At 57.0% G+C, this 23,537-nt stretch carries 19 protein-coding genes; 10 read left to right on the forward strand and 9 right to left on the reverse strand.

Going from position 1 to position 23,537, the window contains the following annotated elements; translation table 11 throughout:
* Positions 1 to 520: 520 nt before the first annotated feature.
* A complete protein-coding gene (locus ACR0MV_RS16235; RefSeq protein WP_480702841.1) occupies positions 521 to 3,772 on the reverse strand; it encodes a M10 family metallopeptidase C-terminal domain-containing protein in 3,252 nt (1,083 codons plus the stop codon).
* Positions 3,773 to 4,292: 520 nt separating this feature from the next.
* On the opposite strand from ACR0MV_RS16235, the gene ACR0MV_RS16240 reads away from it, so the two are divergent.
* Positions 4,293 to 5,318: a LacI family DNA-binding transcriptional regulator gene (locus tag ACR0MV_RS16240; protein ID WP_170468362.1), complete on the forward strand. Its 1,026-nt coding sequence runs from the start codon at positions 4,293 to 4,295 to the stop codon at positions 5,316 to 5,318.
* A 4-nt stretch (positions 5,319 to 5,322) separates the two neighbouring features.
* A complete protein-coding gene (locus tag ACR0MV_RS16245) occupies positions 5,323 to 6,537 on the forward strand; it encodes a winged helix-turn-helix domain-containing protein (RefSeq protein ID WP_480702842.1) in 1,215 nt (404 codons plus the stop codon).
* 7 nt (positions 6,538 to 6,544) lie between these two features.
* Here ACR0MV_RS16245 and ACR0MV_RS16250 read toward each other — a convergent pair whose 3' ends face one another.
* Entirely contained in the window at positions 6,545 to 7,237 is a 693-nt protein-coding gene (locus ACR0MV_RS16250; RefSeq protein WP_480702844.1) for a fumarylacetoacetate hydrolase family protein, read from the reverse strand.
* 431 nt (positions 7,238 to 7,668) lie between these two features.
* On the reverse strand, positions 7,669 to 8,103 hold the full coding sequence (hpaR, locus tag ACR0MV_RS16255; protein WP_480702846.1) for a homoprotocatechuate degradation operon regulator HpaR: 435 nt from the start codon (positions 8,101 to 8,103) through the stop codon (positions 7,669 to 7,671).
* Between the two features lie 196 nt (positions 8,104 to 8,299).
* Here hpaR and ACR0MV_RS16260 point away from each other — a divergent pair, with 196 nt between their 5' ends.
* Positions 8,300 to 9,070 (forward strand): HpcH/HpaI aldolase family protein, encoded by a 771-nt coding sequence (locus ACR0MV_RS16260; RefSeq protein ID WP_480702847.1) that lies wholly within the window; start codon positions 8,300 to 8,302, stop codon positions 9,068 to 9,070.
* A 4-nt stretch (positions 9,071 to 9,074) separates the two neighbouring features.
* On the opposite strand, the gene ACR0MV_RS16265 is transcribed toward ACR0MV_RS16260, so the two are convergent.
* A complete protein-coding gene (locus ACR0MV_RS16265; protein ID WP_480702848.1) occupies positions 9,075 to 10,217 on the reverse strand; it encodes a DUF3095 domain-containing protein in 1,143 nt (380 codons plus the stop codon).
* Positions 10,218 to 10,358: 141 nt separating this feature from the next.
* Here ACR0MV_RS16265 and ACR0MV_RS16270 point away from each other — a divergent pair, with 141 nt between their 5' ends.
* The 4 genes from ACR0MV_RS16270 (at position 10,359) to ACR0MV_RS16285 (ending at position 16,058) form a co-directional block, all read left to right on the forward strand.
* A complete protein-coding gene (locus tag ACR0MV_RS16270; protein ID WP_480702849.1) occupies positions 10,359 to 11,531 on the forward strand; it encodes an MFS transporter in 1,173 nt (390 codons plus the stop codon).
* 19 nt (positions 11,532 to 11,550) lie between these two features.
* Complete coding sequence (locus ACR0MV_RS16275; RefSeq protein ID WP_480703000.1) at positions 11,551 to 12,591, forward strand: glycosyltransferase family 4 protein; 1,041 nt, start codon at positions 11,551 to 11,553, stop codon at positions 12,589 to 12,591.
* Between the two features lie 111 nt (positions 12,592 to 12,702).
* Positions 12,703 to 13,725 carry an aspartate-semialdehyde dehydrogenase gene (locus ACR0MV_RS16280; RefSeq protein WP_170426170.1) on the forward strand — a complete coding sequence of 341 codons (1,023 nt, stop codon included), beginning with the start codon at positions 12,703 to 12,705 and terminating at the stop codon, positions 13,723 to 13,725.
* A gap of 371 nt (positions 13,726 to 14,096) precedes the next feature.
* Positions 14,097 to 16,058 (forward strand): sterol desaturase family protein, encoded by a 1,962-nt coding sequence (locus tag ACR0MV_RS16285; protein WP_170426172.1) that lies wholly within the window; start codon positions 14,097 to 14,099, stop codon positions 16,056 to 16,058.
* A gap of 35 nt (positions 16,059 to 16,093) precedes the next feature.
* Here ACR0MV_RS16285 and ACR0MV_RS16290 read toward each other — a convergent pair whose 3' ends face one another.
* On the reverse strand, positions 16,094 to 16,630 hold the full coding sequence (locus ACR0MV_RS16290; protein ID WP_170426174.1) for an SRPBCC family protein: 537 nt from the start codon (positions 16,628 to 16,630) through the stop codon (positions 16,094 to 16,096).
* Between the two features lie 103 nt (positions 16,631 to 16,733).
* Positions 16,734 to 17,384 (reverse strand): carbonic anhydrase, encoded by a 651-nt coding sequence (locus tag ACR0MV_RS16295; RefSeq protein ID WP_170426176.1) that lies wholly within the window; start codon positions 17,382 to 17,384, stop codon positions 16,734 to 16,736.
* A 144-nt stretch (positions 17,385 to 17,528) separates the two neighbouring features.
* Between ACR0MV_RS16295 and ACR0MV_RS16300 the strand changes: the two genes are divergently transcribed.
* The 3 genes from ACR0MV_RS16300 to ACR0MV_RS16310 all read left to right on the forward strand — a co-directional run bounded on the left by ACR0MV_RS16300 (position 17,529) and on the right by ACR0MV_RS16310 (position 20,098).
* Positions 17,529 to 17,918 (forward strand): hypothetical protein, encoded by a 390-nt coding sequence (locus ACR0MV_RS16300; RefSeq protein ID WP_170426178.1) that lies wholly within the window; start codon positions 17,529 to 17,531, stop codon positions 17,916 to 17,918.
* 63 nt (positions 17,919 to 17,981) lie between these two features.
* Positions 17,982 to 19,364: a leucyl aminopeptidase family protein gene (locus tag ACR0MV_RS16305; protein ID WP_170426180.1), complete on the forward strand. Its 1,383-nt coding sequence runs from the start codon at positions 17,982 to 17,984 to the stop codon at positions 19,362 to 19,364.
* Positions 19,361 to 20,098 (forward strand): C40 family peptidase, encoded by a 738-nt coding sequence (locus ACR0MV_RS16310; protein ID WP_170426182.1) that lies wholly within the window; start codon positions 19,361 to 19,363, stop codon positions 20,096 to 20,098. Before ACR0MV_RS16305 ends, ACR0MV_RS16310 begins: the two co-directional genes overlap by 4 nt.
* On the opposite strand, the gene ACR0MV_RS16315 is transcribed toward ACR0MV_RS16310, so the two are convergent.
* The 3 genes from ACR0MV_RS16315 to ACR0MV_RS16325 all read right to left on the reverse strand — a co-directional run bounded on the left by ACR0MV_RS16315 (position 20,095) and on the right by ACR0MV_RS16325 (position 23,525).
* Positions 20,095 to 20,445 carry a DUF2794 domain-containing protein gene (locus tag ACR0MV_RS16315; protein ID WP_170426184.1) on the reverse strand — a complete coding sequence of 117 codons (351 nt, stop codon included), beginning with the start codon at positions 20,443 to 20,445 and terminating at the stop codon, positions 20,095 to 20,097. The genes ACR0MV_RS16310 and ACR0MV_RS16315 overlap by 4 nt on opposite strands.
* 77 nt (positions 20,446 to 20,522) lie before the next feature.
* Positions 20,523 to 22,187 (reverse strand): ABC transporter permease, encoded by a 1,665-nt coding sequence (locus ACR0MV_RS16320; protein ID WP_170426186.1) that lies wholly within the window; start codon positions 22,185 to 22,187, stop codon positions 20,523 to 20,525.
* Between the two features lie 120 nt (positions 22,188 to 22,307).
* Positions 22,308 to 23,525, reverse strand: a complete 1,218-nt coding sequence (locus ACR0MV_RS16325; protein ID WP_170426187.1) for a phenylacetate--CoA ligase family protein — start codon at positions 23,523 to 23,525, stop codon at positions 22,308 to 22,310.
* Between the last annotated feature and the right edge of the window lie 12 nt (positions 23,526 to 23,537).

A 23,537-nucleotide genomic window follows, 5' to 3' on the forward strand; every position in this document is an offset into this window, starting at 1 on the left:
GATGCCATCAACCTGTGTGCTAACAAACCGGAAAACTGCGTGCTCGGCTGCACCGGAATCCTAACATCATCCCTGCGACCACCGCCAGATCCGCTGATGGTGTACGTGGAGCTTCCTCAATAATGCCTCGGTTGGGAAGCGAGATATCCAACAACTGCGCGGAAGCTGCAATAGCCCACGCTGGGACTGGACCCTGAACATAAGTATGTGGCGTTACCGCTTTGGTCCCATCAGACTTATTCGGAAGAATGTAAGACGTCTTCAACAACGAGCGCTTAATCCTCGCCGCAATCAAGGATCTCGAAGCCAATTTGGACCAGATCTTTGTTGATCCATCACCCCTGCGAAACATGCGCAACCGAACCGCCCAAACCCCACACGAACTCGGCCAACAGTGTAGTTCGGCCTCGTTTGGAAGACAAAGAAGCACTCCTATACGCAGACGTGGCGGGCAGCCTGTCCTTCAGTGGAAAACAGTCGACAGAACGGTCCACTATTTTTCATTCCCACCGCATCTACTTTACAATAGGAAAGCATCGTCTTCCGGAGCGTTAGTCAGCAGCTTTTCGATTTCCAGATTTTTGTCGGACTCCGGTGAAACCCTGTTCCCTGCGTCACCGGGATACTCTACCGCGTCATCGTAGACTTTTTCGAACCGGCCGGACATCAGCAGTGCGTATTCGTCTTCGGCATCATCTGCGGAGAGCAGATCCAAATTAAGTTGGAGTTCATCGGATGACTCATCCCAACCCAACACATGCGATGTTTCCCTTGCATTGGTGGTCGGTTGATCTCCGAGCAAAAAAGGACTCAGCTTAGGCTCTTCGTATCCGACTGTACCACTGCCATCGAGATCGTAGCGATAGAAACTTTCAACGTCGATCACTTCATCAATTGCTACGCTGCTGACAAATTCACCTGCGCCATTGACGGTCCATTCACTATAAGCGCCATCCGAGTTCTTCCACAAAACTCTGTACCCGCCTTCAAAGGCCTCGGCGTGGATTGCTTGCCAACCAGGAAAGCTGTCCGGACCGACGTCCGCGCCGTTCAGCTTTAGCCCAATAGTGTCATTGATCAGGTACATACCACGGGAAGATGACGCGAGTGTTGTTGAGCCGTTGCTTTCGATCGTCGTCGTGAAATGACCGGTCCGAGTGTCCCCATTCAGGTCAACGTCATAGAACGTTTCGACATCAATAACGTTTCCAACGCCATTGCTGCTTTGGAACTGGCCGGCACTGTTAACGGTCCATTCCGAGTACGAACCGTCATTGTTTTTCCACAAAACCTTGTAGCCGGTTTCGGTGGCTTCGGCTTGAACGGCCTGCCAACCATTGAGGCTGTTGGGGCCGATCAGACCGCCGTTCAGGGTCAGACCGATATTGTCGTTCAGCAGATAAACCTCTCGGGTCGAGAAATAGAGAGACGTGGATCCGCTGTTTTCGACGAGGGTCGAGAAATGACCGGTCCGACTGTCCCCATTCAGGTCAACGTCATAGAACGTTTCGACATCAATGACGTTTCCAACGCCATTGCTGCTTTGGAACTGGCCGGCACTGTTAACGGTCCATTCCGAGTACGAACCGTCATTGTTTTTCCACAAAACCTTGTAGCCGCCTTCGATGGCTTCGGCTTGAACGGCCTGCCAACCATTTAGGCTGTTGGGTCCGATTAGGCCGCCGTTCAGGGTCAGACCGATATTGTCGTTCAGCAGATAAACCTCTCGGGTCGAGAAATAGAGAGACGTGGATCCGCTGTTTTCGACGAGGGTCGAGAAATGACCGGTCCGACTGTCCCCATTCAGGTCAACGTCATAGAACGTTTCGACATCAATGACGTTTCCAACGCCATTGCTACTTTGGAACTGGCCGGCACTGTTAACGGTCCATTCCGAGTACAAACCGTCATTGTTTTTCCACAAAACCTTGTAGCCGCCTTCGGTGGCTTCGGCTTGAACGGCCTGCCAACCATTGAGGCTGTTGGAGCCGATCAGGCCACCGTTCAAGGTCAGACCAATATTGTCGTTCAGAAGATAAACTTCTTGGGTTGAGGAATAGAGCGAGGTGGATCCGCTGTTTTCGACGAGGGTCGAGAAATGCCCGATGCGACTGTCTCCATTCAGGTCAACGTTGTAAAACGTTTCAAAGTCGACAACGTTGCGAATTCCAGCGCTAGCGACAAACTGTCCGGCGCTGTTGATGAACCACTCGCTGAAGGCTCCGCTTTCATGCTTCCAGAGCAATTTGAAGCCGTTGCTATACGTTTGCGTCTGAACCGCTTGCCAACCCGCTATCGAGTTTTGCCCGACTGCTTGACCATTTAGTGTAACGCCGACATTCGAGTTCCCGGCGTCCACTACATAGATGCCCTGATTGGCATGCTTCAACGTGATACCAACAGTATCGATGTCCGAAAGCTGGGTAGCGGATATGATGCTCGAACGGTCATACTGAACAGCGCCGTTCAAGAACTGGATCAACTCCACATCACTGGAAATCGAAAAGCCAACCTTAGTAACAATGTTCAAGAACTGATAGTTTGCCCCATTGTTCAAAAACAGGTAATTGCTGAGCGCACTTACAAATCTTGCAATATCAGTACCAGTTCCCCCGGAAAAAGATCCAGCGTTGCTTGTAATGACGGCAACGTCGTCGCCTTGCTCTCCAAACACTAGATCAGCACCGGTTCCTACGGCGACGTAGATAGTGTCGTTGCCGTAGCCGCCGTAGATCGAGTTGTTGCTGCCGTCTGAAAGCGATTGGAAAGTGTCATTGCCACTGTTGCCGCGCAATATGTTCTGCGCATTGTTGCCAAAAATCAGATCATCGCCTGCACCGCCGTAAGCGTTCTCAATCACCACACCATTTGCGATTGAAAAGCCGCCTTTGATTCCAGCAGCAAATGAAATGACACCGCCACCTGTTTCTGTGTAATCCAAAGTTGCAGGGCGCAGGTCGATTCTGGCATTCGCACTACCCTGGTACCAAATAGAATCGCTGCCTCCGGTGTCCCAGATCGCTTGATAGCCAACACCAGCAGTATTTGAGGCAGGAAGGATGTATACATCGTTTCCAGAGTTTGTTGATGTGTTCGCCCCGTACATTGCTTGCAGTGCCGCAATGTCCAAAGCGCCCAGCCCAGTCGAGCCACCATAGGTTGCATTGGCCGGCAGGACGCCGTTTTTCGAGGTCCAGCCATCATTGTATGACATGACCGTGTAGACACCTTGGTTCAGCTCTCCTACGCCGAATGAATCGAAAGGCGCCGTAACACCGTTCATGACCGTGGTACCCAGACCGTCGTCATGTGGGTGACCCAACCCGAGTGCATGACCTAGTTCATGAATCAATGTGGTAAAGAAAAAGCCGCCTGGATCGCCATTACTGTTCAGACCTGCCTTCCAAAAATCTGTGTTGTAAACACCAATTAGTCTTTGATCTGATGATGTAAGTATCGGAGTTCCATGGAAACCAAGTGTATTTGGAGTATCGAAAAATGAACTGGGTGCGATAGCTTCCACAAGGTCAGCGGAACCAAAGACTGAGGTTTCGACAAATCTGATATTCGCTACTGCCTCGATCGCCGCAAGCGCCGCTCGAAACTCAGCTTTGTATTCCGACGTCCATGTCTGTGTGTCAGAGAAATTCCCAAGATAATATGTAAGGGTGGTTACGGTTAAAGGGTTTCCATCTCCGTATGCAACTGTTCCTTGTATAGCGCTCAGAGGCGAGGATGCAGGTGGCCTGGCAACCGTTGTAGTGGAAGTCATTTGGAAATCTCAATTTAAGCGATATTTTTTCGGAACGATTTACTAAGAAGTTGTCTGAATTAAGGCAAGTTATCCCCTAGAAGCATGAAAGCATTGTTGCAAAAAAACTCGTATCCTTCTGTTTACCGGAAGGAAGCACCTGTATGTTCACTTCTCAACGTTCAGCGGTGCGCTTGCGCGCCTATGTTGGTTAAAACTGTTCAAGACTTTTGCACCCGACGTAACATTTAAAGAAGCAATGTCTGATCACAGTGATGGCACGTATATTCTCAGCTTTTCGTTTGCTGAAACAAGGCCGTTAAATGGAAATTCGGTACCACTCTTGGTCGGCGCCATTTTCCAGATAATCTTGCTCGCTGAGCTAGCTGAGGGCGTGATCCACTGCTAGCTGAGCCACGTTATTCTGTAATGGCTGCGTTCCGAAAGCGGCCCCTGCAAGGTTCCATCACCTTTAGGCGGTGGTTGTAAAACTTGCGCTGTTCACGCTACCATCGGACAAAACAACATCGCAGGTGCCCCAGTGACAACAGATACCAAACGCCCGCTTACTCTTCGTGACGTGTCCGAAGCGTCCGGAGTGTCGGAAATGACGGTCAGCCGGGTTCTGCGAAACAGGGGCGATGTGTCCGACGCGACGCGCACTCGCGTTTTGGCCGCCGCAAAAGAGCTGGGTTATGTGCCGAACAAGATCGCAGGCGCACTGGCCTCAAGCCGGGTGAACCTAGTGGCCGTGATCATCCCGTCGCTGTCGAACATGGTGTTTCCCGAAGTTCTGACCGGCATCAATCAGGTTCTCGAAGATACCGAGTTGCAGCCCGTTGTCGGCGTCACGGACTATATGCCTGAAAAAGAAGAGAAAGTTCTGTACGAGATGCTCTCGTGGCGCCCCTCAGGCGTTATCATCGCGGGTCTGGAACATACGGATGCGGCGCGGGCGATGCTGGACTCGGCTGGCATTCCGGTGGTCGAGATCATGGACACCGACGGCAAGCCTGTTGATGCGATGGTCGGAATTTCTCATCGTCGTGCAGGTCGTGAGATGGCGCAGGCGATCCTGAAGGCGGGTTACCAGCATATTGGGTTCATGGGCACCAAGATGCCACTGGACCACCGCGCGCGTAAGCGTTTCGAGGGCTTCACTGAGGTTCTGGGCAAACATGGGGTCGAAATAGAAGATCGCGAGTTCTATTCGGGTGGATCGGCCTTAGCCAAGGGGCGCGAGATGACGCAGGCCATGCTGGAACGCTCACCCGATCTGGATTTCCTGTATTACTCCAACGACATGATTGGGGCCGGCGGGTTATTGTACCTGCTGGATCAGGGGATTGATGTGCCGGGGCAGATCGGACTGGCCGGGTTCAACAATGTCGAACTTCTGCAGGGTCTGCCGCGCAAACTGGCCACGATGGACGCCTGCCGGTTGGAGATTGGACGGAAAGCCGCGGAAATCATCGCCGGGCAACTGGCCGATCCCAATGCCGAAATCGAGTCTCGTGTGACGCTCACGCCCAAGATCAGCTATGGCGATACGCTGAAACGGCGCTAGCACTGTGGCGCTGCAACGGCTGGACAACCGGACGGCCCGCGCGCTGTTCATGGATCGCCACGCATTGGCTGAACCGCCGTCAGGCGGAGCCAAGGGCGCGGACCTTCTGGATCTGATCCAACGTCTGGGCTTTGTGCAGCTGGACAGCATCAATACGGTCGCACGCGCACATGACATGATCCTGTTCTCGCGGCGGCCATCGTACCGCGCCAATAACCTCAAGCGCCTTTACGAACGTGACAAATCTCTGTTTGAGCACTGGACCCATGACGCGGCCGTCATACCAATGGCGTTCTATCCCCACTGGCATTTGCGGTTTCAACGTGACGCGGATTTGTTGACATCTCGGTGGAAGAACTGGCGCCGCGATGGATTCGAGCAACGATTTGAAACCGTGTTGCAGCACATCCGAGATCACGGGCCGGTGTCTTCGTCCGACGTCGGCAAAGACGAAAAGAAAGGGTCCGGCGGCTGGTGGGACTGGCACCCGTCCAAGACGGCGCTGGAGTTTCTGTGGCGCTCGGGTGCACTGACCGTCGTTGGGCGGCAGGGCTTTCAAAAGCGCTATGATCTGACCGAGCGTGTGATCGATACCCATCTGTGCCCCGGAAACATGCCCTGCGATGCCGAGGCAACGGTGGATTGGTTGTGCAACGCGGCGTTGGATCGGCTGGGCTTTGCAACCTCTGGCGAGTTGGCAGCGTTCTGGGACACCGTTTCGGTCCATGAGGCCAAGGCCTGGTGCGAACAGGGGCTGTTAAGGGGCGAATTGGAAGAAATCGAGATCACCTGCACGGACGGTAAACTTCGCAAAGTGATTGCCCGACCCTCAATCACCGAAATGGCCCAAGCCGCGCCGCGCCCGTCAGGCCGTATCCGCGTTCTCAGCCCGTTTGACCCCATGCTGCGCGACCGTGCCCGCGCCGAACGTCTGTTCGGATTTCATTATCGGATCGAGGTGTTCGTTCCTGCCCCCAAAAGGACTTACGGTTACTACGTTTTCCCGCTGCTCGAGGGTGACCGGATGATCGGGCGGATCGACATGAAGGCAGACCGCGAAAACGGCGTTCTGAACGTCAGTGCCTTGTGGCCTGAACGATCCGTGCGCTGGTCCGAGGCGCGAACCCGAAGGTTAGAATCCGAACTCGACCGGGTTCGCCGTTTTGCCAGCCTGGATCGCGTCGATTTTGCGCCAGACTGGCTGAAAAACCCAAAGTAGAGCCGGTTTACGGCGCCAGACTCAGAGAGATTGGCTGCAAGCCGTCTATCCCGCCTTCAAGGACATCGCCCGCCTGCACAGGCCCGACGCCTGCGGGGGTTCCGGTCAGGATCAGGTCTCCGGGCCGCAGGTGATAGAACCCAGACAAGTGGCAGATGATCTCGTCAATCTTCCAGATCAGTTCTTCCAGAGTGGCATCCTGACGAACCTCACCGTTCACGCTCAGATGTATGCGTTTGCTGTCACTCGGGGCCCAATCTGCCGAACGGGTCAATGGGGCGAACACAGTGCCGTTTTCCAGATCTTTTCCCAGATCCCAAGGGCGTTGTTTGTTCCGCTCGCGGATTTGAAGATCGCGGCGGGTCATGTCCAATGCGCATCCATAGGCGTACACGGCCTCCATCGCCTCGGCACTGTTGGCCCGGAAAACGGATTTACCTATGGCGACTGCCAACTCCATCTCGTGGTGGAAATTCTCGGTTCCCGGGGGATAGGGAACGGTTGCCCCCGACAATACCGCGTTAGGGGCTGATTTGGTGAAATAGAATGGGGCTTCGCGGTCGACCTCATTTCCCATTTCAGCGGCATGTGCAGCATAGTTGCGCCCGACGCAAAAAATGCGGCCCACGGGATAGGTCGCCTCGACACACTCAACCGGGATTGAGATCGGGTCAGGCAAAGAGAACAGGTTGTCCGGCATAAAGGCCCCCTAACTGAGACAAGCAATTTGTTTCTAAGGCGGCTGGGCTGCCCAAACAACCTGTATGCGCGCACCCTGACGAGAGTGAAATGCTGCGAGAACTCTTCACAATTGAGTTTCCCGCCTTGGAACCTGCTCAGGTCGGGCTACTTCTGGTTGTAGTTGACTTGCCGCCGCCCGGGCGCTGCAACTGCTATCGGGCGAAACCGTATCAGAGAGCGACGGCCAAGGATCGCCACCCCCACATGATCTTTGCGCCGGATGTCCGCCTTATTTTCAGGTCGGCCACGTCTCTGAAGCGTGAGCTGGATGGACCGGGAAATCCCCATTCGTCCGGCCACGGGCCAGACGCGAAGTCCAGTAATAGTCTGGCCACCCCGCCAGAGGATACCCCCTATCACTCTGGCGGGGACCGTCTTTATGACCCGCGATCAGGTTTTGAGATTGTTGAGCGCGTTGAGCAGATCAAGCAGCGCCTCGTGCCGATCAGGGCCAAGTTTCGTCTTGATGTCCTCGGCCAGATGCAATGTGACCTGCATGTTGTCCTGGATGATTTTCTCGCCCTTGGCGGTGATGTCCACGATCTGGCGGCGTTTGTCCTCGGGATGGGCGCGCCGGCGGATCAGGCCTTTGGCCTCAAGTTTTTGAAGAATGCGCGTCAGGCTGGGCAGCAAAAGGCACGCACGATCAGCAATATGCGTCGGCTCTTGCGGACCGTCTTCTTTCAGAACGCGCAGTACGCGCCATTGCTGTTCGGTGACTCCCGCATCGGCCAGCATATTCCGAATGGGCCCCATGACCCTTTCGCGCGCCCGCAACAATGCAATCGGCAATGAGCGGGACGTTTTAGGCAAGTCATTGGTCATAAGAAATTTTGACCGAAATTCGGGCGAACTGCAACTACGAGTGAAACGCCGCTTTTTCCGGCATTTCATAGCCCGGCCCGGCACTTCGGGCCCTCTTACCCAAAGACATTGACCTTTCTCATTGGATGGCCATCACTGGCACAAGGGGTTTTGCGGGGTGATTACCCGCTCGATTATGCAAGCAGGAGGCCCGGCCATGCCAGTCCCAACGAACGGTTTTAAACAGGCTCTAAAACAGGGCAAACGTCAGATCGGTTGCTGGATGAGCTTTGCTGAAGCCGTCACAGCCGAGATTATGGGCACAGCCGGGTTCGACTGGCTGGTCATTGATGGCGAGCACGCGCCAAACGACATCCGGTCGATCCGGGACCAACTGATGGCCTTGGCAGCCAGTGACTCGCATCCGGTTGTACGCGTGCCGGTTGGCGACACCGCATTGATCAAGATGGTGCTGGATGCCGGGGCGCAAACGGTCCTGGTGCCGATGGTTGAAAGCGCCGAACAGGCGCGACAACTGGTGCGGGACTGTCGCTATCCACCCACGGGCGTACGCGGCGTCGGCGCCATGGCCTCACGCGCCACGATGTACGGCACAGTGACCGACTACATCCAAGGCGCCGATGACCAGATCTGCCTGCTGGTCCAGGTGGAGAACCGCGCGGGGATCGCGGCACTGGATGACATCTTGCAGGTCGATGGGATTGACGGAGTCTTTATCGGCCCGGCTGATCTGTCGACGGATATGGGGCTTCAAGGCAACAGCGCCGACCCCGAGGTGCGCACCGTCATTGCCGACGCGATGGCGCGTATCAAAGCCGCGGGCAAAGCCCCCGGCATTCTGGGAACCAACGACGAGGCAACGCAAGCCTATCTCGACATGGGCGCCCAGTTCCTGGCCGTTGGTATTGATGTCATGCTGTTGGCGCAGACGTCCCGCGCACTTGCGGCTAAATGGAAGGAGAAGTAACGCGTCAGGCCTGCATCGCGGCTGCTGCTTGAGCATAGCCGCCCGATGCTCCATCGACAAAATGCACGTGATCGTCTCGCGTGGCCGAGGGGACGATACAGGTCATCATCGCCTCATCCTGCGCATGCAGACCGTATCGGATTTTGCCCTGCCCGCGCGCTTGCTCCAGCATCATCTGAATTTGCGCCAGCGTGGGCGGATCACAATCCAGCGTCATTTTCAGCCCGTCATCGAATTTGCGGTAATCGGCATTACGGCTGACCATACGCTTGTAGTGCTCGGGCTCGAAATCTCCCATCCGTTTGCCGGACTTGAACAGCAGAGCGATCAATAGGTTCTCACCCAGCAATTTCATACGCTGCAGCAGCAAGCTGCGCCCCGCCCTCGACACGCGCGCATCAAGCCCCACATCCGGCGGAGGCCAGCTGATTGGTGGGCCATTTTCAGGCACCGGATGTCCCGAACGCTCCAACCCTTCAGAAGCTGACAAGACCGAACGTGCCAGATCGGCGAAATCGCTTTCGGTTGCGTTTGCCGTCGGCTCCACAACGACCGAGACGATCTGGCCATTGCGCGCCCGGCTATTGGACCAGCGGCAGGACAGCCCGGTCAGGTCGGGCAGCGCGCCGGGGTCAGAGGCCGGGACGGTAAATTGGCCCGCTTTCATCTGCGCTTCGGCCCAAGCCAGTCCGCCACCCGAAAACATCGCGTAATCCACCCCGTCCGAAGGCGCATAGCGCGCAACCCGTAGGTCTTTGCCCGCCCTGCGGATCTCGGCCACGGGCACCAGGGCGGCCCGCAGAGAAATCGAAAACTCTTCCTCTGCCCAGCGCCGAAGATCGGCCAGGACCTCTTTGGCTGTGTCGATCTGGCTTGCGGGCACCGCAAAACCTGCTCCGTCTCCGCCGAAGACATAAGGAAAATCCATGCCCCGCAGCGCGTTGATCATGGCCGAGATCACCGCAGCACCGACCATGTTCACCGTCTTGTAACGGCCTTTCGCGATCTCTCCGGTGGAATCAACGATGTCGGCCACGCCCAGCGCCCAGTCGCCCGGTACCGCGGAAAACCGCGCGGGCTCGACGAGACTTGTGAAATCCCGCAACAGGGGAAGGCTTTCATAAAACGCGGCCTGGGCGTCCTTCATGGGTACCTCGGATGTTGGACACGGATAACGGTAGCTCAATTGTGACCACTGTCCGGCAAAAACAGTATAGCACACGCGCTTGTGTGTGGCACCGGGACATGCCAAGCATTTCCGCATGCGGAAGGGGAAGAGGCGCGGTTCATGAAAGCAGGTCTGGTGGTGTTGTGTCTGGGCTATGTGCTCAGCCAGTTTTTTCGCGCCTTTCTGGCAGTGCTGAGTGTCGACCTCGGACGCGACATCGGCACCACGCCTGAGGATCTGGCCTTTGCCTCGGGTCTTTGGTTTCTGGTCTTTGCCGCAATGCAACTGCCGGTGGGCTGGGCACTGGACCAGATCGGGCCACGTGTGACAGCAACCGTCCTGCTGCTGGTCGGAGGCGCGGGCGGCGCAGCGTTGTTTGCCCTGGCCAGCACGCCTTTGCACGTCGCCATTGCCATGGCACTGATCGGGATCGGATGCTCTCCGGTTTTGATGGCGTCTTACTATATTTTCGCGCGGGAATACCCCCCGGCTCAGTTTGCAACCCTGGCGGCCATAATGATCGGCGTTGGGTCCGTCGGGAATCTGGTCGCATCATACCCAACCGCATTGGCGGTCGAACTGATGGGCTGGCGCGCCACCATGTGGGTGCTTGCGCTGTTCTCGGGTGCCATTGCGCTTGGTATCTGGGCCACTGTCCATGATCCCAAACGGGTTGAGACCGAACACAAGGGCTCGGTGCTGGATCTGCTGAAAGAGCCTGCGCTGTGGGCCATCCTGCCGCTGATGCTGGTGGCCTACGCCCCGTCGGCGGCGACGCGCGGCCTTTGGGCGGGCCCGTATCTGAGCGATATCTTCGCCCTCAGCACAACGCAGATCGGGACGGCGACGCTGATCATGGGAACTGCCATGATTGCGGGCACTTTCGCCTACGGGCCGTTGGATCGCCTGTTGGGAACTCGGAAATGGGTGATTTTCGGTGGCAACGCGCTGGGTGCTGCAGGGTTGGTTCTGATGTGCCTGTGGATCGACAATACCGTCTGGCTGTCCGTGGCTCTGATGGCGGTCATCGGGTTCCTGGGCGCCAGCTTTCCGGTCATCATGGCCCACGGTCGGGCGTTCGTAGCGCCTCACCTGGTTGGACGCGGCATGACCCTGCTGAACCTCTTTGGCATTGGCGGCGTGGGCCTCGCGCAATTCGTCACCGGGCGCATCCATGCCGCCACGGTGGACATCAGCCCAACTGCGCCCTACACAGCGATATTCGGCTTTTTTGCGGTCACGCTTGCCATCGGATGCGTGATCTATCTGTTCAGTCGAGACAGCGTCGACTGACGCTGGAGCAGCCAGGAGTATCCCAGTGTCCGACCCGCGCGTCATTGCCCCCAATCTCAAACGCAGGCTTTCAGGCGTGACGGCAACGATTGCGCGATTGGTGCCGCTGCAGGTGCAGTGGATCGATATCGCCGCGACAGGTCCGGGCCTGCCCACTGATATCCCGCATATCCCGCTGGGCCGCCTGCCCTTTCTGTCGCGCAAAACCCTGCGTGTCTGGCACGCGCGCCGCAATACTGAGATGTTGCTGGGCCTGATCCTGCGCAACATCTTCCGCCTGCGCCTGAAACTTCTGTTCACCAGCGCCTCGCAGCGGGCCCATAGCGGTTACACCAAATGGATGATTGGCAAGATGGACGCGGTGGTCGCCACCTCGCGCAAAACCGCCGGGTATCTGGAGCGAGATGCGCAGGTCATCATGCACGGCATCAACCTGCAGGGTTTCACTCCGCCCGAAGACAAAGCCGCCGTTCGGACCCGGCTAGGCCTGCCGGACGGATTGCTGCTGGGGTGCTATGGCCGCATCCGCCACCAGAAAGGCACGGATGCCTTTGTCGATGCGATGATCGATCTGTGCGGGCGGTTCGATGACGTGCACGGCGTCGTCATGGGCCGCGCGACCGAAAAACACACCGGATTTCTGGCCGAGTTGAAGGACAAGGTCGCCAAAGCGGGCCTATCCGACCGCATCCTGTTTATGCCAGAGGTGACCGTCGACCAGATTGCCGAATGGTATCAGGTTCTGGACCTCTTCATCGCACCGCAACGCTGGGAAGGCTTCGGGCTTACACCGTTGGAGGCAATGGCCTGTGGAGTTCCCGTGGTGGCCACCGATGTTGGCGCGTTTTCCGAAATCGTCACTGACCCATCGCTGGGTCGTGTCGTGGAACCGGGCAACATCCCCGCTTTGGCCGATGCTGCTGCTGACATGCTGTCTGACCGCGATTCCCTTGCCCGATCAGGGACAGCCGCCCGTGCCCATGTCGAGCAAAATTTCGACATCAATACCGAGGCCAAAACCCTTGTCGCGCTCTATGAACGGCTTCTGAACGGCACCTGACGCGATTTGTCGCCTCAAATCGGTGTCATTGAGCGAAATATGCCCCGAAAACTCTTTTTTCTTTGCTGCAACGCGGCTATGAACGCGCGTCCTTAACTTTGGAGACATGAAATGGGCTATCGCGTCGTAGTCGTCGGCGCCACGGGTAACGTGGGCCGCGAAATGCTGAACATCCTGGCAGAACGCCAGTTCCCCGTCGATGAACTTGCTGCACTGGCAAGCCGTCGTTCGCTGGGCACCGAGGTTAGCTTTGGCGACACGACACTCACGACCAAGGATCTGGACACGTTCGACTTCTCCGGCTGGGACATGGCGCTGTTTGCCGTGGGTTCCGAGGCAACCAAGGTATACGCCCCCAAGGCGGCGGCCGCCGGCTGCGTGGTGATCGACAACTCGTCGCTCTATCGCTATGATCCGGACATTCCGCTGATCGTGCCGGAATGTAACCCCGAGGCGATCCACGACTATAAGAACAAGAACATAATCGCCAACCCCAACTGCTCGACCGCGCAGATGGTCGTCGCGCTGAAGCCGCTGCATGACCGCGCCAAGATCAAGCGCGTTGTCGTGTCGACTTATCAGTCGGTTTCGGGTGCCGGTAAGGACGGCATGGACGAGCTGTGGGATCAGACCAAAGCGGTCTACAACCCCACCACGGACGTGCCGCCGAACAAGTTCCAGAAACAGATCGCCTTCAACGTCATTCCGCAGATCGACGTCTTCATGGAAGACGGCTCGACCAAAGAAGAGTGGAAGATGGTTGTCGAGACCAAAAAGATCGTCGATCCGTCGATCAAGGTCACAGCCACCTGCGTTCGCGTTCCAGTGTTCGTCGGCCACTCTGAGGCCGTGAACATCGAGTTCGAGGAATTCCTGGACGAAGACGAAGCTCGCGACATCCTGCGCGAAGCGCCGGGCATCATGGTGATCGACAAGCGCGAACCGGGCGGCTACGTCTCGCCGGTTGAATGCGCAGGCGACTTTGCCACCTTCATCAGCCGAATCCGTCAGGACTCGACTATTGAAAACGGCATCAACCTGTGGTGCGTCTCGGACAACCTGCGCAAGGGTGCCGCCCTGAACGCCGTCCAGATCGCTGAACTGCTGGGCCGCGAGGTGTTGAAGAAGGGCTAGAGTTCTTTCTTCGAACAAGAATTTTACAACCCTGCCAAAGAGTTGGCGGGGTTTTTTTGTACTGTTGCCGTTTTGCTAGTTACCCGGCGACAAAAACCTGTAACGGCTGTGTTAGGTCAGCGAAACGCCAAATTGGTGCCGTATTGTGAAACTATTCTTTGGAAAACACGAAGAGAGTTCTGGTTTTGGATACATTAAACGCATTTCTAGAGAGCGTCATAAGCGCGCCGATAGATCTAAACGTGCGCTATTCGCTTTTTTACCTGAGCTGCACCGTTATTATCGCCTATTTCATCTGGAGGCACCGTCGAGTCCAAGACAGATTCCTGAATTGGCTTGTTCCCAAACACGTATATTCTCATCGGTCTAACTTGCTTGACATAAAGCTATTTTTTGCGAGCAGGGTCGTTGGCGCACTTGGAATTTTTGGGGCTTTGTTCTTTCCAACAACTTTGGCTTTTGCCCTTCTATATCTTTTGAGTGGAGAAAAATATGATCCTGCGCCGTCAACATGGGCACAGGCCTTTTTGGTTACGGTAATAGTTGTCGTCACAACTGACTTTTGTAAGTACTGGGCACACCGCGCGCACCATGAGATGAAATTTCTCTGGCCGTTTCACGCAGTTCATCACTCGGCGGACGTCCTTACTCCCCTTACCGTTCAACGTGTGCACCCCATTGAACCTTTGCTGCGAAACATCTTGATCTCAATTGTCGTTGGCATCGTTCAAGGTGTGTGCCTCTACGTATTGGTCGGACAAATCGATATCTTGACGATCGGTGGCGCGAACGCGCTGTACTTCCTTTTTAATGCGCTTAGCGCGAATTTTCGGCACAGCCATATCTGGATCAGCTATGGACGGGTCATTGAGCACATACTGATTTCACCCGCGCAGCATCAAATCCACCACTCGGTGGCCGTCAAACACCACGATAAAAACTATGGTTCCATGTTCGCGCTCTGGGACTGGATGTTTGGGACGCTGTATATCCCGTCCAAACAAGAAAAGCTCACATTCGGAGTATCGGATGGCACCGGAAAGCCGGTCGATCAGCCTTACCCTTCACTGACCGCGGCACTCATTCTTCCGTTCAAGGAAAGCTGGGATGCAATCAAGAGTGCGACCGGTTCACGCACAGGTTTCACGCAAACGGTCGCGCCAGATGCAGAATCCATAAGCCCGGGCTTTTCCTTGTGGTTGGACTTTGTGCGTGCGAGCGCCGCGTTGACCGTTCTGTTTGGCCATATGGCTCACATCAGGTTCACGCGGGGGGACTATTACTTCTTGCGGGAATGGAACGTCGCCAGCGATGCGGTAGCAGTGTTTTTTGTTCTTTCTGGCGTCGTGATTGCTTACGCGGCGGGCCGGGACCAGACGCTTGGGCGTTACGCGTTCAACCGCGTAACAAGGATCTATACAGTCCTCATTCCTGCACTCATCCTGACAATTGTTTTTGATGCGATTGGTACCCGCGTTGACATGTCCGCCTATCCGGATCGTTACTATTCCGCGCTACCTTTGGGGGAATTTCTGTGGCGGGGTCTGACCGTCACCAACCTTTGGACGGGCATGTCTGATTGGGTCCGGCTGGGCACAAACGGACCAATATGGTCACTTAGCTATGAAGTCGGGTTTTACCTTCTTTTTGGTTGCCTCATCTTCCTGAAGGGTCCCTTACGTGTCGTTATCTTTTCCCTGATCGCCTTGATGGTAGGCATTCCAGTGCTGGCTATGTTCCCAGCCTGGTTGGTAGGTGTTTTGGTTTGGAAGGCAGTGCCGGACACCCACACCAGTCACGCACGTGTCAAAGCTTGGTCTATGGCCCTTGGTTCCATCCTAATTTTGGTCGTGATGAAAGTGGTCAATTTACCGGGATTATTAGAACAATTCACGATAAAGGTTTTTCACCCACACAACCATCACCTGATACTAGTTTACTCGGATGAAGTAATCTGGAACACAATAATTGCGGTATTTGTTGCTATCCACTTGCTCGGTGTCCGCCGCATTACCCAAGGGATGTCGATTCCAGAGGAATCCTTGTTTTCTCGTACTGTGCGTTGGATAGCAGGGGCCAGTTTTTCACTTTATCTTGTCCACTATCCAACGCTTCATCTTCTTGATGCAGTATTGCCGGAAGGTTTGCCCGGATACGATCTCTGTTTGCTAGGTCTTACATTGGCAACTTGTTTCGGATTTGCGGCGCTTTTTGAACGACCTCTGAAACAGTACAGAGCAGTCCTCAGAAAAATTGGAGGGCTGATTGCAGACACCTCCGAAGCTAAGCTCAAAGCCGAGCAAACCGCGCCTCAATCCGTCGAAAACCGATAGCGACAGTGAATGCGGGGGCTATGATCACGCTCAAGCTACCCCTGCCCCTCGACCAGAACTTTCAAGTTGGTCAGTCCGCGCTCATAGTCACCGCCGACCCACTCATCCATCATCAAACCCATCCAGCGCGAAATAGGGTTCAAACCCAGATCGCTTTCGAACCCCCAGGTCACCTGGGTTTGATCCCCCTCGGGTGTCAGGTCAAACGAAGCTGAGGCCGTCCCCATCGGACCAAAATCCAGCGCTGTTTTGACGGTCTGGTCCGGGATGCTTTCCACAATCTCCTGCGAGCCCGAGCCGACCTGCGGGTGATCCGAGGCCCAGTTGAGTGTGTTGCCAACACCCGCTTCCGGCCCGCTATAGGACAGTTGCGTTTCCGGATCACGCGACAACCAGGGCGACCATTGCTCGGTCTCTTGCATGGAATTCACGTAGGGAAAGATCGCGCTGGCGGGCGCGTTGATCGTGATGCTGCGTGACAATTCGGCCTTACCGGGCAACAGATAGGACACGCCAACCAAAACAAGAATAAGAACAATCAGACTGACAAGAACACGTTTAATGAATCGCATGATACGCTCCTGATCCGAAGAATATGCGCCGATCATATCAAAAAATGGCGCAAAATCAGAGGCCTGATCCGCGCCATTCGAATGTCTTCAGTTTGTGAACCGATTAAACGGCTACAAATTTCTTTTCGTTGGGGTCATAGCACTGCAACCCACCTTCACCGATATCCGTCCACAGACCGTGCAGGCTGAGCGCCCCATTTTCGACTGCAGAGGACACGAACGGGAAGGTCATCAGGTTTTCCAGCGAAGCAACGACGGCCTGCCGTTCGAACTGACGCGCTTGTTCGACACTGTCTTCGACATCGGCAACCAATTCGTATTTCGGCTTTAGAATGTCCATCCAGCGACCCACAAAGCTCTCTTTGGCTTCCAGATGAGGGGCATGGCCTTTGCACATGTCGATACAGCCCTGAACGCCACCACACTGCGAGTGGCCCAGAACGATCAGATGCGCAACCTTCAGCGCTGTGACGGCATATTCGATAGCCGCGCTGGTGCCGTGGTGATCGCCATCCGGCGCATAAGGCGGAACCAGATTGGCAATATTGCGGTGAATGAAGAACTCACCCTGATCCGCGCCGAAGATCGAGGTCACATGGACCCGGCTGTCGCAGCACGAAATCACCATCGCGCGGGGACGTTGCCCTTCGGTTGCCAACCGGCGATACCAGAATTGATTTTCCGTGTAAGTTGTGGCTTTCCAACCGTGGTAGCGCTTGACCAGATAGGCCGGCAGTGGCTTGGCTAAGTCCATTATCAAGTCCCAATTCTTATCGTTATCGGTTGCTGTACCCTGAATTCGCGGAAAATTCGACCCATTTTCCTGAAACAGCGCAAGGTTTTGCAAAGGGATTTACTGCCACTCTCCGCCTATGCCGTGGGGGCATAGAATTTTGGGGTGAATAAGGTGGATAAGATCATCACGCTTGAACACAAAGAAACTGTGCGGCTGGATTCCGACCGGTTGAATGGATTGTATAACCAACTGGGCGACAAGAACGCTCTGGATGTTCTGTGCCGCACGGTCGAGGAACTGGCTGTGCGCCTGTCAAACTGTGAACGGTTCTGGCGCCAGCGCGACTGGATCGGATTGCGCAAATGCGCGCGCTCGCTGGTGGCCATTGCTGAACAGATTGGCATGACCGCGCTGGCCCGGGTGGCTGGCGACGTGGCGCAATGCGTTGATACCGGGGACGCGGTGGCCACCGGCGCCACCCTATCGCGCCTGATCCGGGTCGGTGAAAAGTCGCTGACCGTGATCTGGGACCAGCAGGATCTTTCGGTCTGACAGGGCTTGCGGACGGATCGTGGGCGGCTAGGCTGGGCGCAAATCGAACCAGCAGAGATGCCCATGACCCTGTCCTTCGCACCGCCATCCGAACCGTCGCTGCCGCTGCACGTTATTGCGCAACCCGATCTGGACGATTGGCTGAAAGATCAGCCTGAACAGATCGCGCAATGGGTCGAAGCCAGCGGCTTTACCGGGGCGATGGGTAAGGTCTTGCTGATTCCAGGACCAGACGGCGCACCGCAGATGGCCCTTGCAGGCTATGGGAAAAACAGCAGCCGGGCGCGCAAACGCTTCCCATTGGCCGCCGCCGCCGAGGTCTTGCCAAAGGGCCACTATCACATTGCGTCGGGCGTACCGTCAGATGTGCTGAGCACCGAGTGTCTGGGCTGGTTGCTGACAGGATATGCCTTTGATCGCTATGCCAACCAATCACCCGCCAAAGCACGTCTGGTCGCGCCCGACGGCGTGGATGCTGCGCGAATCGAGGTTCTGGCCAATGCCGAGGCGCTGATCCGTGATCTGGTCAACACTCCAACCTCAGATATGGGGCCGGGCCAGTTACAGGACGCTGCTGAGGATTTGGCCCAGGAATTTGGAGCGACGTGCAGCACCATTCTGGGCGATGCGCTGTTGGAACAGAACTTTCCGATGATCCACACGGTCGGACGCGCCGCGGCGCAAGCTCCGCGTCTGATCGAGATGACATGGGGCAACTCTGGCCCCAAGCTGACACTGGTTGGAAAAGGAGTTTGCTTTGACACCGGCGGGCTGAACCTGAAACCGGGGAATTCGATGACCCTGATGAAGAAGGATATGGGCGGCGCGGCCAATGTGCTTGGTCTGGCCCGTATGATCATGGCCCTGAAACTGCCCGTGCAGCTGCGTGTTCTGATCCCGGCGGTCGAGAACTCGGTCTCCGGTAATTCATTCCGCCCGGGGGATATTCTGACCTCGCGCAAAGGACTGACGGTCGAGATCAATAACACCGACGCCGAAGGGCGGCTGGTGCTGGCAGACGCCCTGGCGCTGGCGGATGAGGGTGAGCCTGACCTTATCATCTCGATGGCGACACTGACAGGTGCCGCACGGGTGGCGGTTGGCTCCGATCTTGCCCCCTTCTACACCGACGATGAAACTGCGGCCAACGCGCTGGCCAACGCCGCCGCGCAGGCTGCGGACCCAGTCTGGCGGATGCCGTTCCACGAGCCTTACGAGTCTATGATCGAGCCCGGCATTGCCGATCTGGATAACGCACCTGCAGGCGCATTCGCAGGCTCGATCACGGCTGCCTTGTTCCTGCGGCGTTTTGCGGGCGACACCCGCTATATTCATTTCGACATCTATTCCTGGCAGCCGGGCAAAGCCCCTGGTCGCAGCAAAGGTGGCCTCGGCCAGGGGCCGCGCGCCTTGCTGAACGCCCTGCCCGAGATTTTGGGCCTGTGACCCGCGCACGCGTCATACAGCCGGTCGTCGACCTGCTGCGCAGACCGGACGGCCCACGAGACCGGCAGTTATTGTTCGGGGATACCGTTGATGTCGTCGAAGAAGCCAACGGTTGGAGCCGACTGATCGCGGACAAGGACGGCTATCCCGGATGGGTTGCCTCGGATCAGTTGGGGCCCGAGGCACCCGCGACTCACTGGATCACTGCGCCTGCGACTCATGCCTATGCCAAACCGGATATGAAAAGCCCGGACCGGGTGTCGCTGAGCTTCGGCAGCCGGGCGCAGGTTTTGTCGGAACAAGGTCGGTTTCTTGAAACCGAGTTGGGCTTCATCCCGGCCATACACGCCAAACTGACCGAAACGCGCCTGACCGATCCGGTCGCCGTGGCCGAACTGTTTTTGGGCACACCCTACCTATGGGGCGGCAACAGCCGGTTCGGCATTGACTGTTCCGGTCTGGTACAGGCCGGGTTACTGGCCTGCGGCATTCCCTGCCCCGGAGACAGCGGCGACCAGGAGCGTACGTTGGGAGAGGCAATGCCCGCAGGGACCGAGCCAAAACGCGGCGATCTGTTGTTCTGGAAGGGCCACGTGGCCTGGGTCTATGGCGACAACATGCTGCTGCACGCCAACGCTTACCACATGGACGTGACGTTCGAGCCGATGGATCAGGCAATCACGCGGATTCTGGAACAGGGTGATGGACCTGTGACGGCCCACAAAAGGCTCTAATCAAGGTCAACGGACCGGATCAGTTTGCGCTCCAGCACGCGCAGTACCGTTCGCAGGTCATGGCCGCGCTTCAGAATCCGGCCGTCCATACCCACCACCGAATACATCCCCTGCCTTGATCGCAGGCGCGGATGTTTCTCTACCCGGTAAATCGGATGTTCCGCGGTGCGTCGAAAAATGGAAAAGACCGCCATGTCGCGCAGGTTGGAAATGCCATAATCACGCCATTCTCCGGCGGCGACCATCCGGCCGTACACGGACAGGATATGGGACATCTCGCGCCGGTCGAACGCGACGGGCATCTGGGCCGAGTTTGCAGAAAACCGGCTGGGAGGCTGCATGTTCATACCCTCAGCCTTGCCGGAAATCGCGTTTGAATCAAGCCTGCTGCGTTTTGGGTGTGGTATTTTTGGATCGCTGCGCGCTAGCGCCGCCCGACCTGTCGACAGATCAGAATCACAGGCAAAAGCCCGACGGCGAGGATCACCAGAGACGGCACAGCGGCGCCCTCTAACCGCTCATCCGAGGCCAAACGATAGGCCTGAACCGCCAATGTATCAAAGTTGAAAGGCCTCATGATCAGGGTCGCGGGCAGCTCTTTCATCACGTCGACAAACACGATCAGCAGAGCCGTGAGCAGCGAAGGCGTCAGGATCGGCAGGTGCACCCGGCGCAACGTGCCCAGCGGCGATTGGCCCAGAGACCGGGATGCGGCATCCATGTTGGCATGCACCGTGCTTTGCCCGCCCTCATAAGCGCTGAGCGCCGCCGCCAAAAACCGCACCATGTAAGCCGCCACCAACAGCCAGATCGACCCGGTGACCAGCAGCCCTGTTGAAACATCAAACGTCTCGCGCATCCACGCATCCAATGCGTTATCGAATCTGGCAAAGGGAACCATCAGTCCGACGGCAATCACGCCACCCGGCACGGCATAGCCCAATCGCGCAAGGTAACCCGCGCTGGACGACCCGCGCCCCGGACGCAAGCGTTGGAAGAACCCCACACAGATTGCCGCGCAGACGGTGACGACCGCCGCCACCCCGGCCAGTGTCAGTGAGTTCTGGATGAACCCGATATAACGCCGCGACAGCAGGTTCTGTTCCGAAGTCAGGCCCATTTGAATCAGGATGAAAACCGGCAGCAGGAACCCAAGCAGCACCGGGATGGCGCATAGGGAAAAGGCCGCGACGGACTGCCAGCCCTTCAACTGCGCGGACGGCAGAGAGGCATGGCTTTTGCCCGCCTGATAGTATTTCGCTTTGCCGCGTTGCATCCGCTCGGCTACGGCCATTACCAGAGCGAACCCCAACAGGCACAAGGCCAGCTGCGCAGCGGCGGCGCGGTCTCCGATCGAGAACCAGCTGGTGTAAATGCCCGTGGCAAAGGTCTGCACGCCGAAATAGGCCACTGTGCCAAAATCGGCGATGGTTTCCATGATCGCCAGCAGGACACCGCCCGCAATGGCCGGGCGGGCCATAGGCAATGACACATGCCAAAACGCCAGCCACGGGCTTTTGCCCAGCGCCCGGGCGGCCAGAAAGGCGGTGGCACTTTGCTGCAGAAACGCGGCACGGGCCAGCAGATAGACATAAGGGTAAAGCACGAGGATCAGCATCACCGCTGCGCCCTCAGTCGATCGGATCTCGGGGAACCAATAATCCCGCGGGCCCCAGCCGGTGACCTGCCTGAGCGTGGTTTGCACGATTCCCGGATGGTCCAGAATGAACGTATAGGCATAGGCCAGCACATAGGCCGGGAAGGCCAGCGGCAGGACCAGCGCAATTTCCAGAAAGCGTACGCCCGGGAACCGGGTCATCGTCACCAGCCAAGCGGCGCCCACACCGATTGAGAACGTGCCAGCAGCCACCAGAACCACCAGAATGACGGTTGTCAGCGCGTAGCCCGGCAAAACCGTCTCCAACAAATGCGAGACTGTATCTGTCCCACCCGTCACAGCAGCCAGAACAACGGCAACCATCGGCAGCAGACAGGCGGCGGCAACCAGATAGGCCACCGTGGCCACCAATCGGGTGCCCAGCACGCCGCGATTGCGCGTTCCGTGTTCTGAATAGTCGATTTCGGCCATGGACCCGGGTTGTGACTGGCGTTGGCTATTGATCAGCCTTTAATCGACCAAAATGCTAAGAAACACCAGTCTGCCGGGGAACAAATCTGCGGCACATACTGCCGCAGACGTGCTTTGTGATCATTCGTAGACGCGCTGATCCTCGATCACCAGACCGTCTTTGGGCAGCGATCCGGGGGCAACCACCTCGATCGCGCCTTTCAGCTTCAGGACCTCGACGACGGACTTGGCGTAGGCCATGTCGTCCCCGCCCGCACTTTCGATCTGAACGGTCATGGTGTCCATCTCGCCCTGACGGGCAGCGATGACGCGGGCTTTCACGATCTCGTCATGCTTATCGACAAGGGCCGCGACCTGTTCCGGTCGCACGAACATGCCTTTGATCTTGGTGGTCTGGTCCGCACGGCCCATCCAGCCTTTGATCCGCAGGTTGGTGCGACCGCAAGGGGAAACACCCGGCATGATCGCGGACAGGTCACCAGTGGCAAAGCGGATCAGCGGGTAATCAGGATTCAGAGAGGTTACCACGACCTCACCCACGTCTCCGGGTGCCACCGGTGTTCCGGTGCCAGGAGTGACGATCTCGACGATGACGTGCTCGTCAATGACCATCCCCTCCATCGCGGCGCTTTCATAGGCAATGTTGCCCAGATCGGCCGTGGCATAACACTGCAGGCAGGAAATGCCCCGGTCGGCATAGTCCTGACGCAAAGACGGGAACAGTGCCCCGCCACCGACGACAGCTTTTGAGAATTCGAGGGCCACGCCCATCTCGTCAGCTTTGTCCAGAATGACTTTCAGGTAATCCGGCGTGCCCGCATAGGCGGTACAGCCGACGTCCCGTGCCGCAGTCACCTGCAACTCTGTCTGGCCGGTGCCCGCTGGCAGCACCGCCGCACCAACGGCCCGCGCACCGTTTTCAAAGATCATCCCGGCTGGTGTCAGATGATAGCCGAAACAATTCTGAACGATATCGCCCGGACCTACGCCTGCCGCATTCAGGAACCTGCCCATACGCCACCAGTCGTGATCCGTGCTGCCCGGTTCATATATCGGTCCGGGGGACTGGAACACGTGATGAAAGTGTCGTGCTGGTTTAACGGTGAACCCGCCAAAGGGCGGGCGCGATGTCTGCGCTTTGGCCAGGTCTGACTTACGCAGAACCGGAAGTCCGACCAGATCGTCGGCAGAGGTCACGGCATCCGTATCCGCATCGGCCAGATGCGCCGCAAACCCGGGAGCGGACAGGGCACGGCTGATCTGAGTGCGCAGCGCCTGCGCCTGATCGGCGGCACGTTCATCGGCTGATCGGGTTTCGAGTGCGTCGTAATAGGTCATCGCCAGATCCTC

The sequence above is a fragment of the Ruegeria sp. BC3 genome (assembly GCF_056539265.1).

What these genes read in the sequence shown, in the direction of transcription:
- ACR0MV_RS16305 (WP_170426180.1), top strand. Translation starts at nt 17,982, where the DNA reads ATGACCCTGTCCTTCGCACCGCCATCCGAACCGTCGCTGCCGCTGCAC.
- ACR0MV_RS16260 (WP_480702847.1), top strand. Translation starts at nt 8,300, where the DNA reads ATGCCAGTCCCAACGAACGGTTTTAAACAGGCTCTAAAACAGGGCAAA.
- ACR0MV_RS16320 (WP_170426186.1), bottom strand. Translation starts at nt 22,187, where the DNA reads ATGGCCGAAATCGACTATTCAGAACACGGAACGCGCAATCGCGGCGTG.
- ACR0MV_RS16265 (WP_480702848.1), bottom strand. Translation starts at nt 10,217, where the DNA reads ATGAAGGACGCCCAGGCCGCGTTTTATGAAAGCCTTCCCCTGTTGCGG.
- ACR0MV_RS16235 (WP_480702841.1), bottom strand. Translation starts at nt 3,772, where the DNA reads ATGACTTCCACTACAACGGTTGCCAGGCCACCTGCATCCTCGCCTCTG.
- ACR0MV_RS16315 (WP_170426184.1), bottom strand. Translation starts at nt 20,445, where the DNA reads ATGAACATGCAGCCTCCCAGCCGGTTTTCTGCAAACTCGGCCCAGATG.
- ACR0MV_RS16325 (WP_170426187.1), bottom strand. Translation starts at nt 23,525, where the DNA reads ATGACCTATTACGACGCACTCGAAACCCGATCAGCCGATGAACGTGCC.
- ACR0MV_RS16290 (WP_170426174.1), bottom strand. Translation starts at nt 16,630, where the DNA reads ATGCGATTCATTAAACGTGTTCTTGTCAGTCTGATTGTTCTTATTCTT.
- ACR0MV_RS16295 (WP_170426176.1), bottom strand. Translation starts at nt 17,384, where the DNA reads ATGGACTTAGCCAAGCCACTGCCGGCCTATCTGGTCAAGCGCTACCAC.
- ACR0MV_RS16270 (WP_480702849.1), top strand. Translation starts at nt 10,359, where the DNA reads ATGAAAGCAGGTCTGGTGGTGTTGTGTCTGGGCTATGTGCTCAGCCAG.
- ACR0MV_RS16250 (WP_480702844.1), bottom strand. Translation starts at nt 7,237, where the DNA reads ATGCCGGACAACCTGTTCTCTTTGCCTGACCCGATCTCAATCCCGGTT.
- ACR0MV_RS16280 (WP_170426170.1), top strand. Translation starts at nt 12,703, where the DNA reads ATGGGCTATCGCGTCGTAGTCGTCGGCGCCACGGGTAACGTGGGCCGC.
- hpaR (WP_480702846.1), bottom strand. Translation starts at nt 8,103, where the DNA reads ATGACCAATGACTTGCCTAAAACGTCCCGCTCATTGCCGATTGCATTG.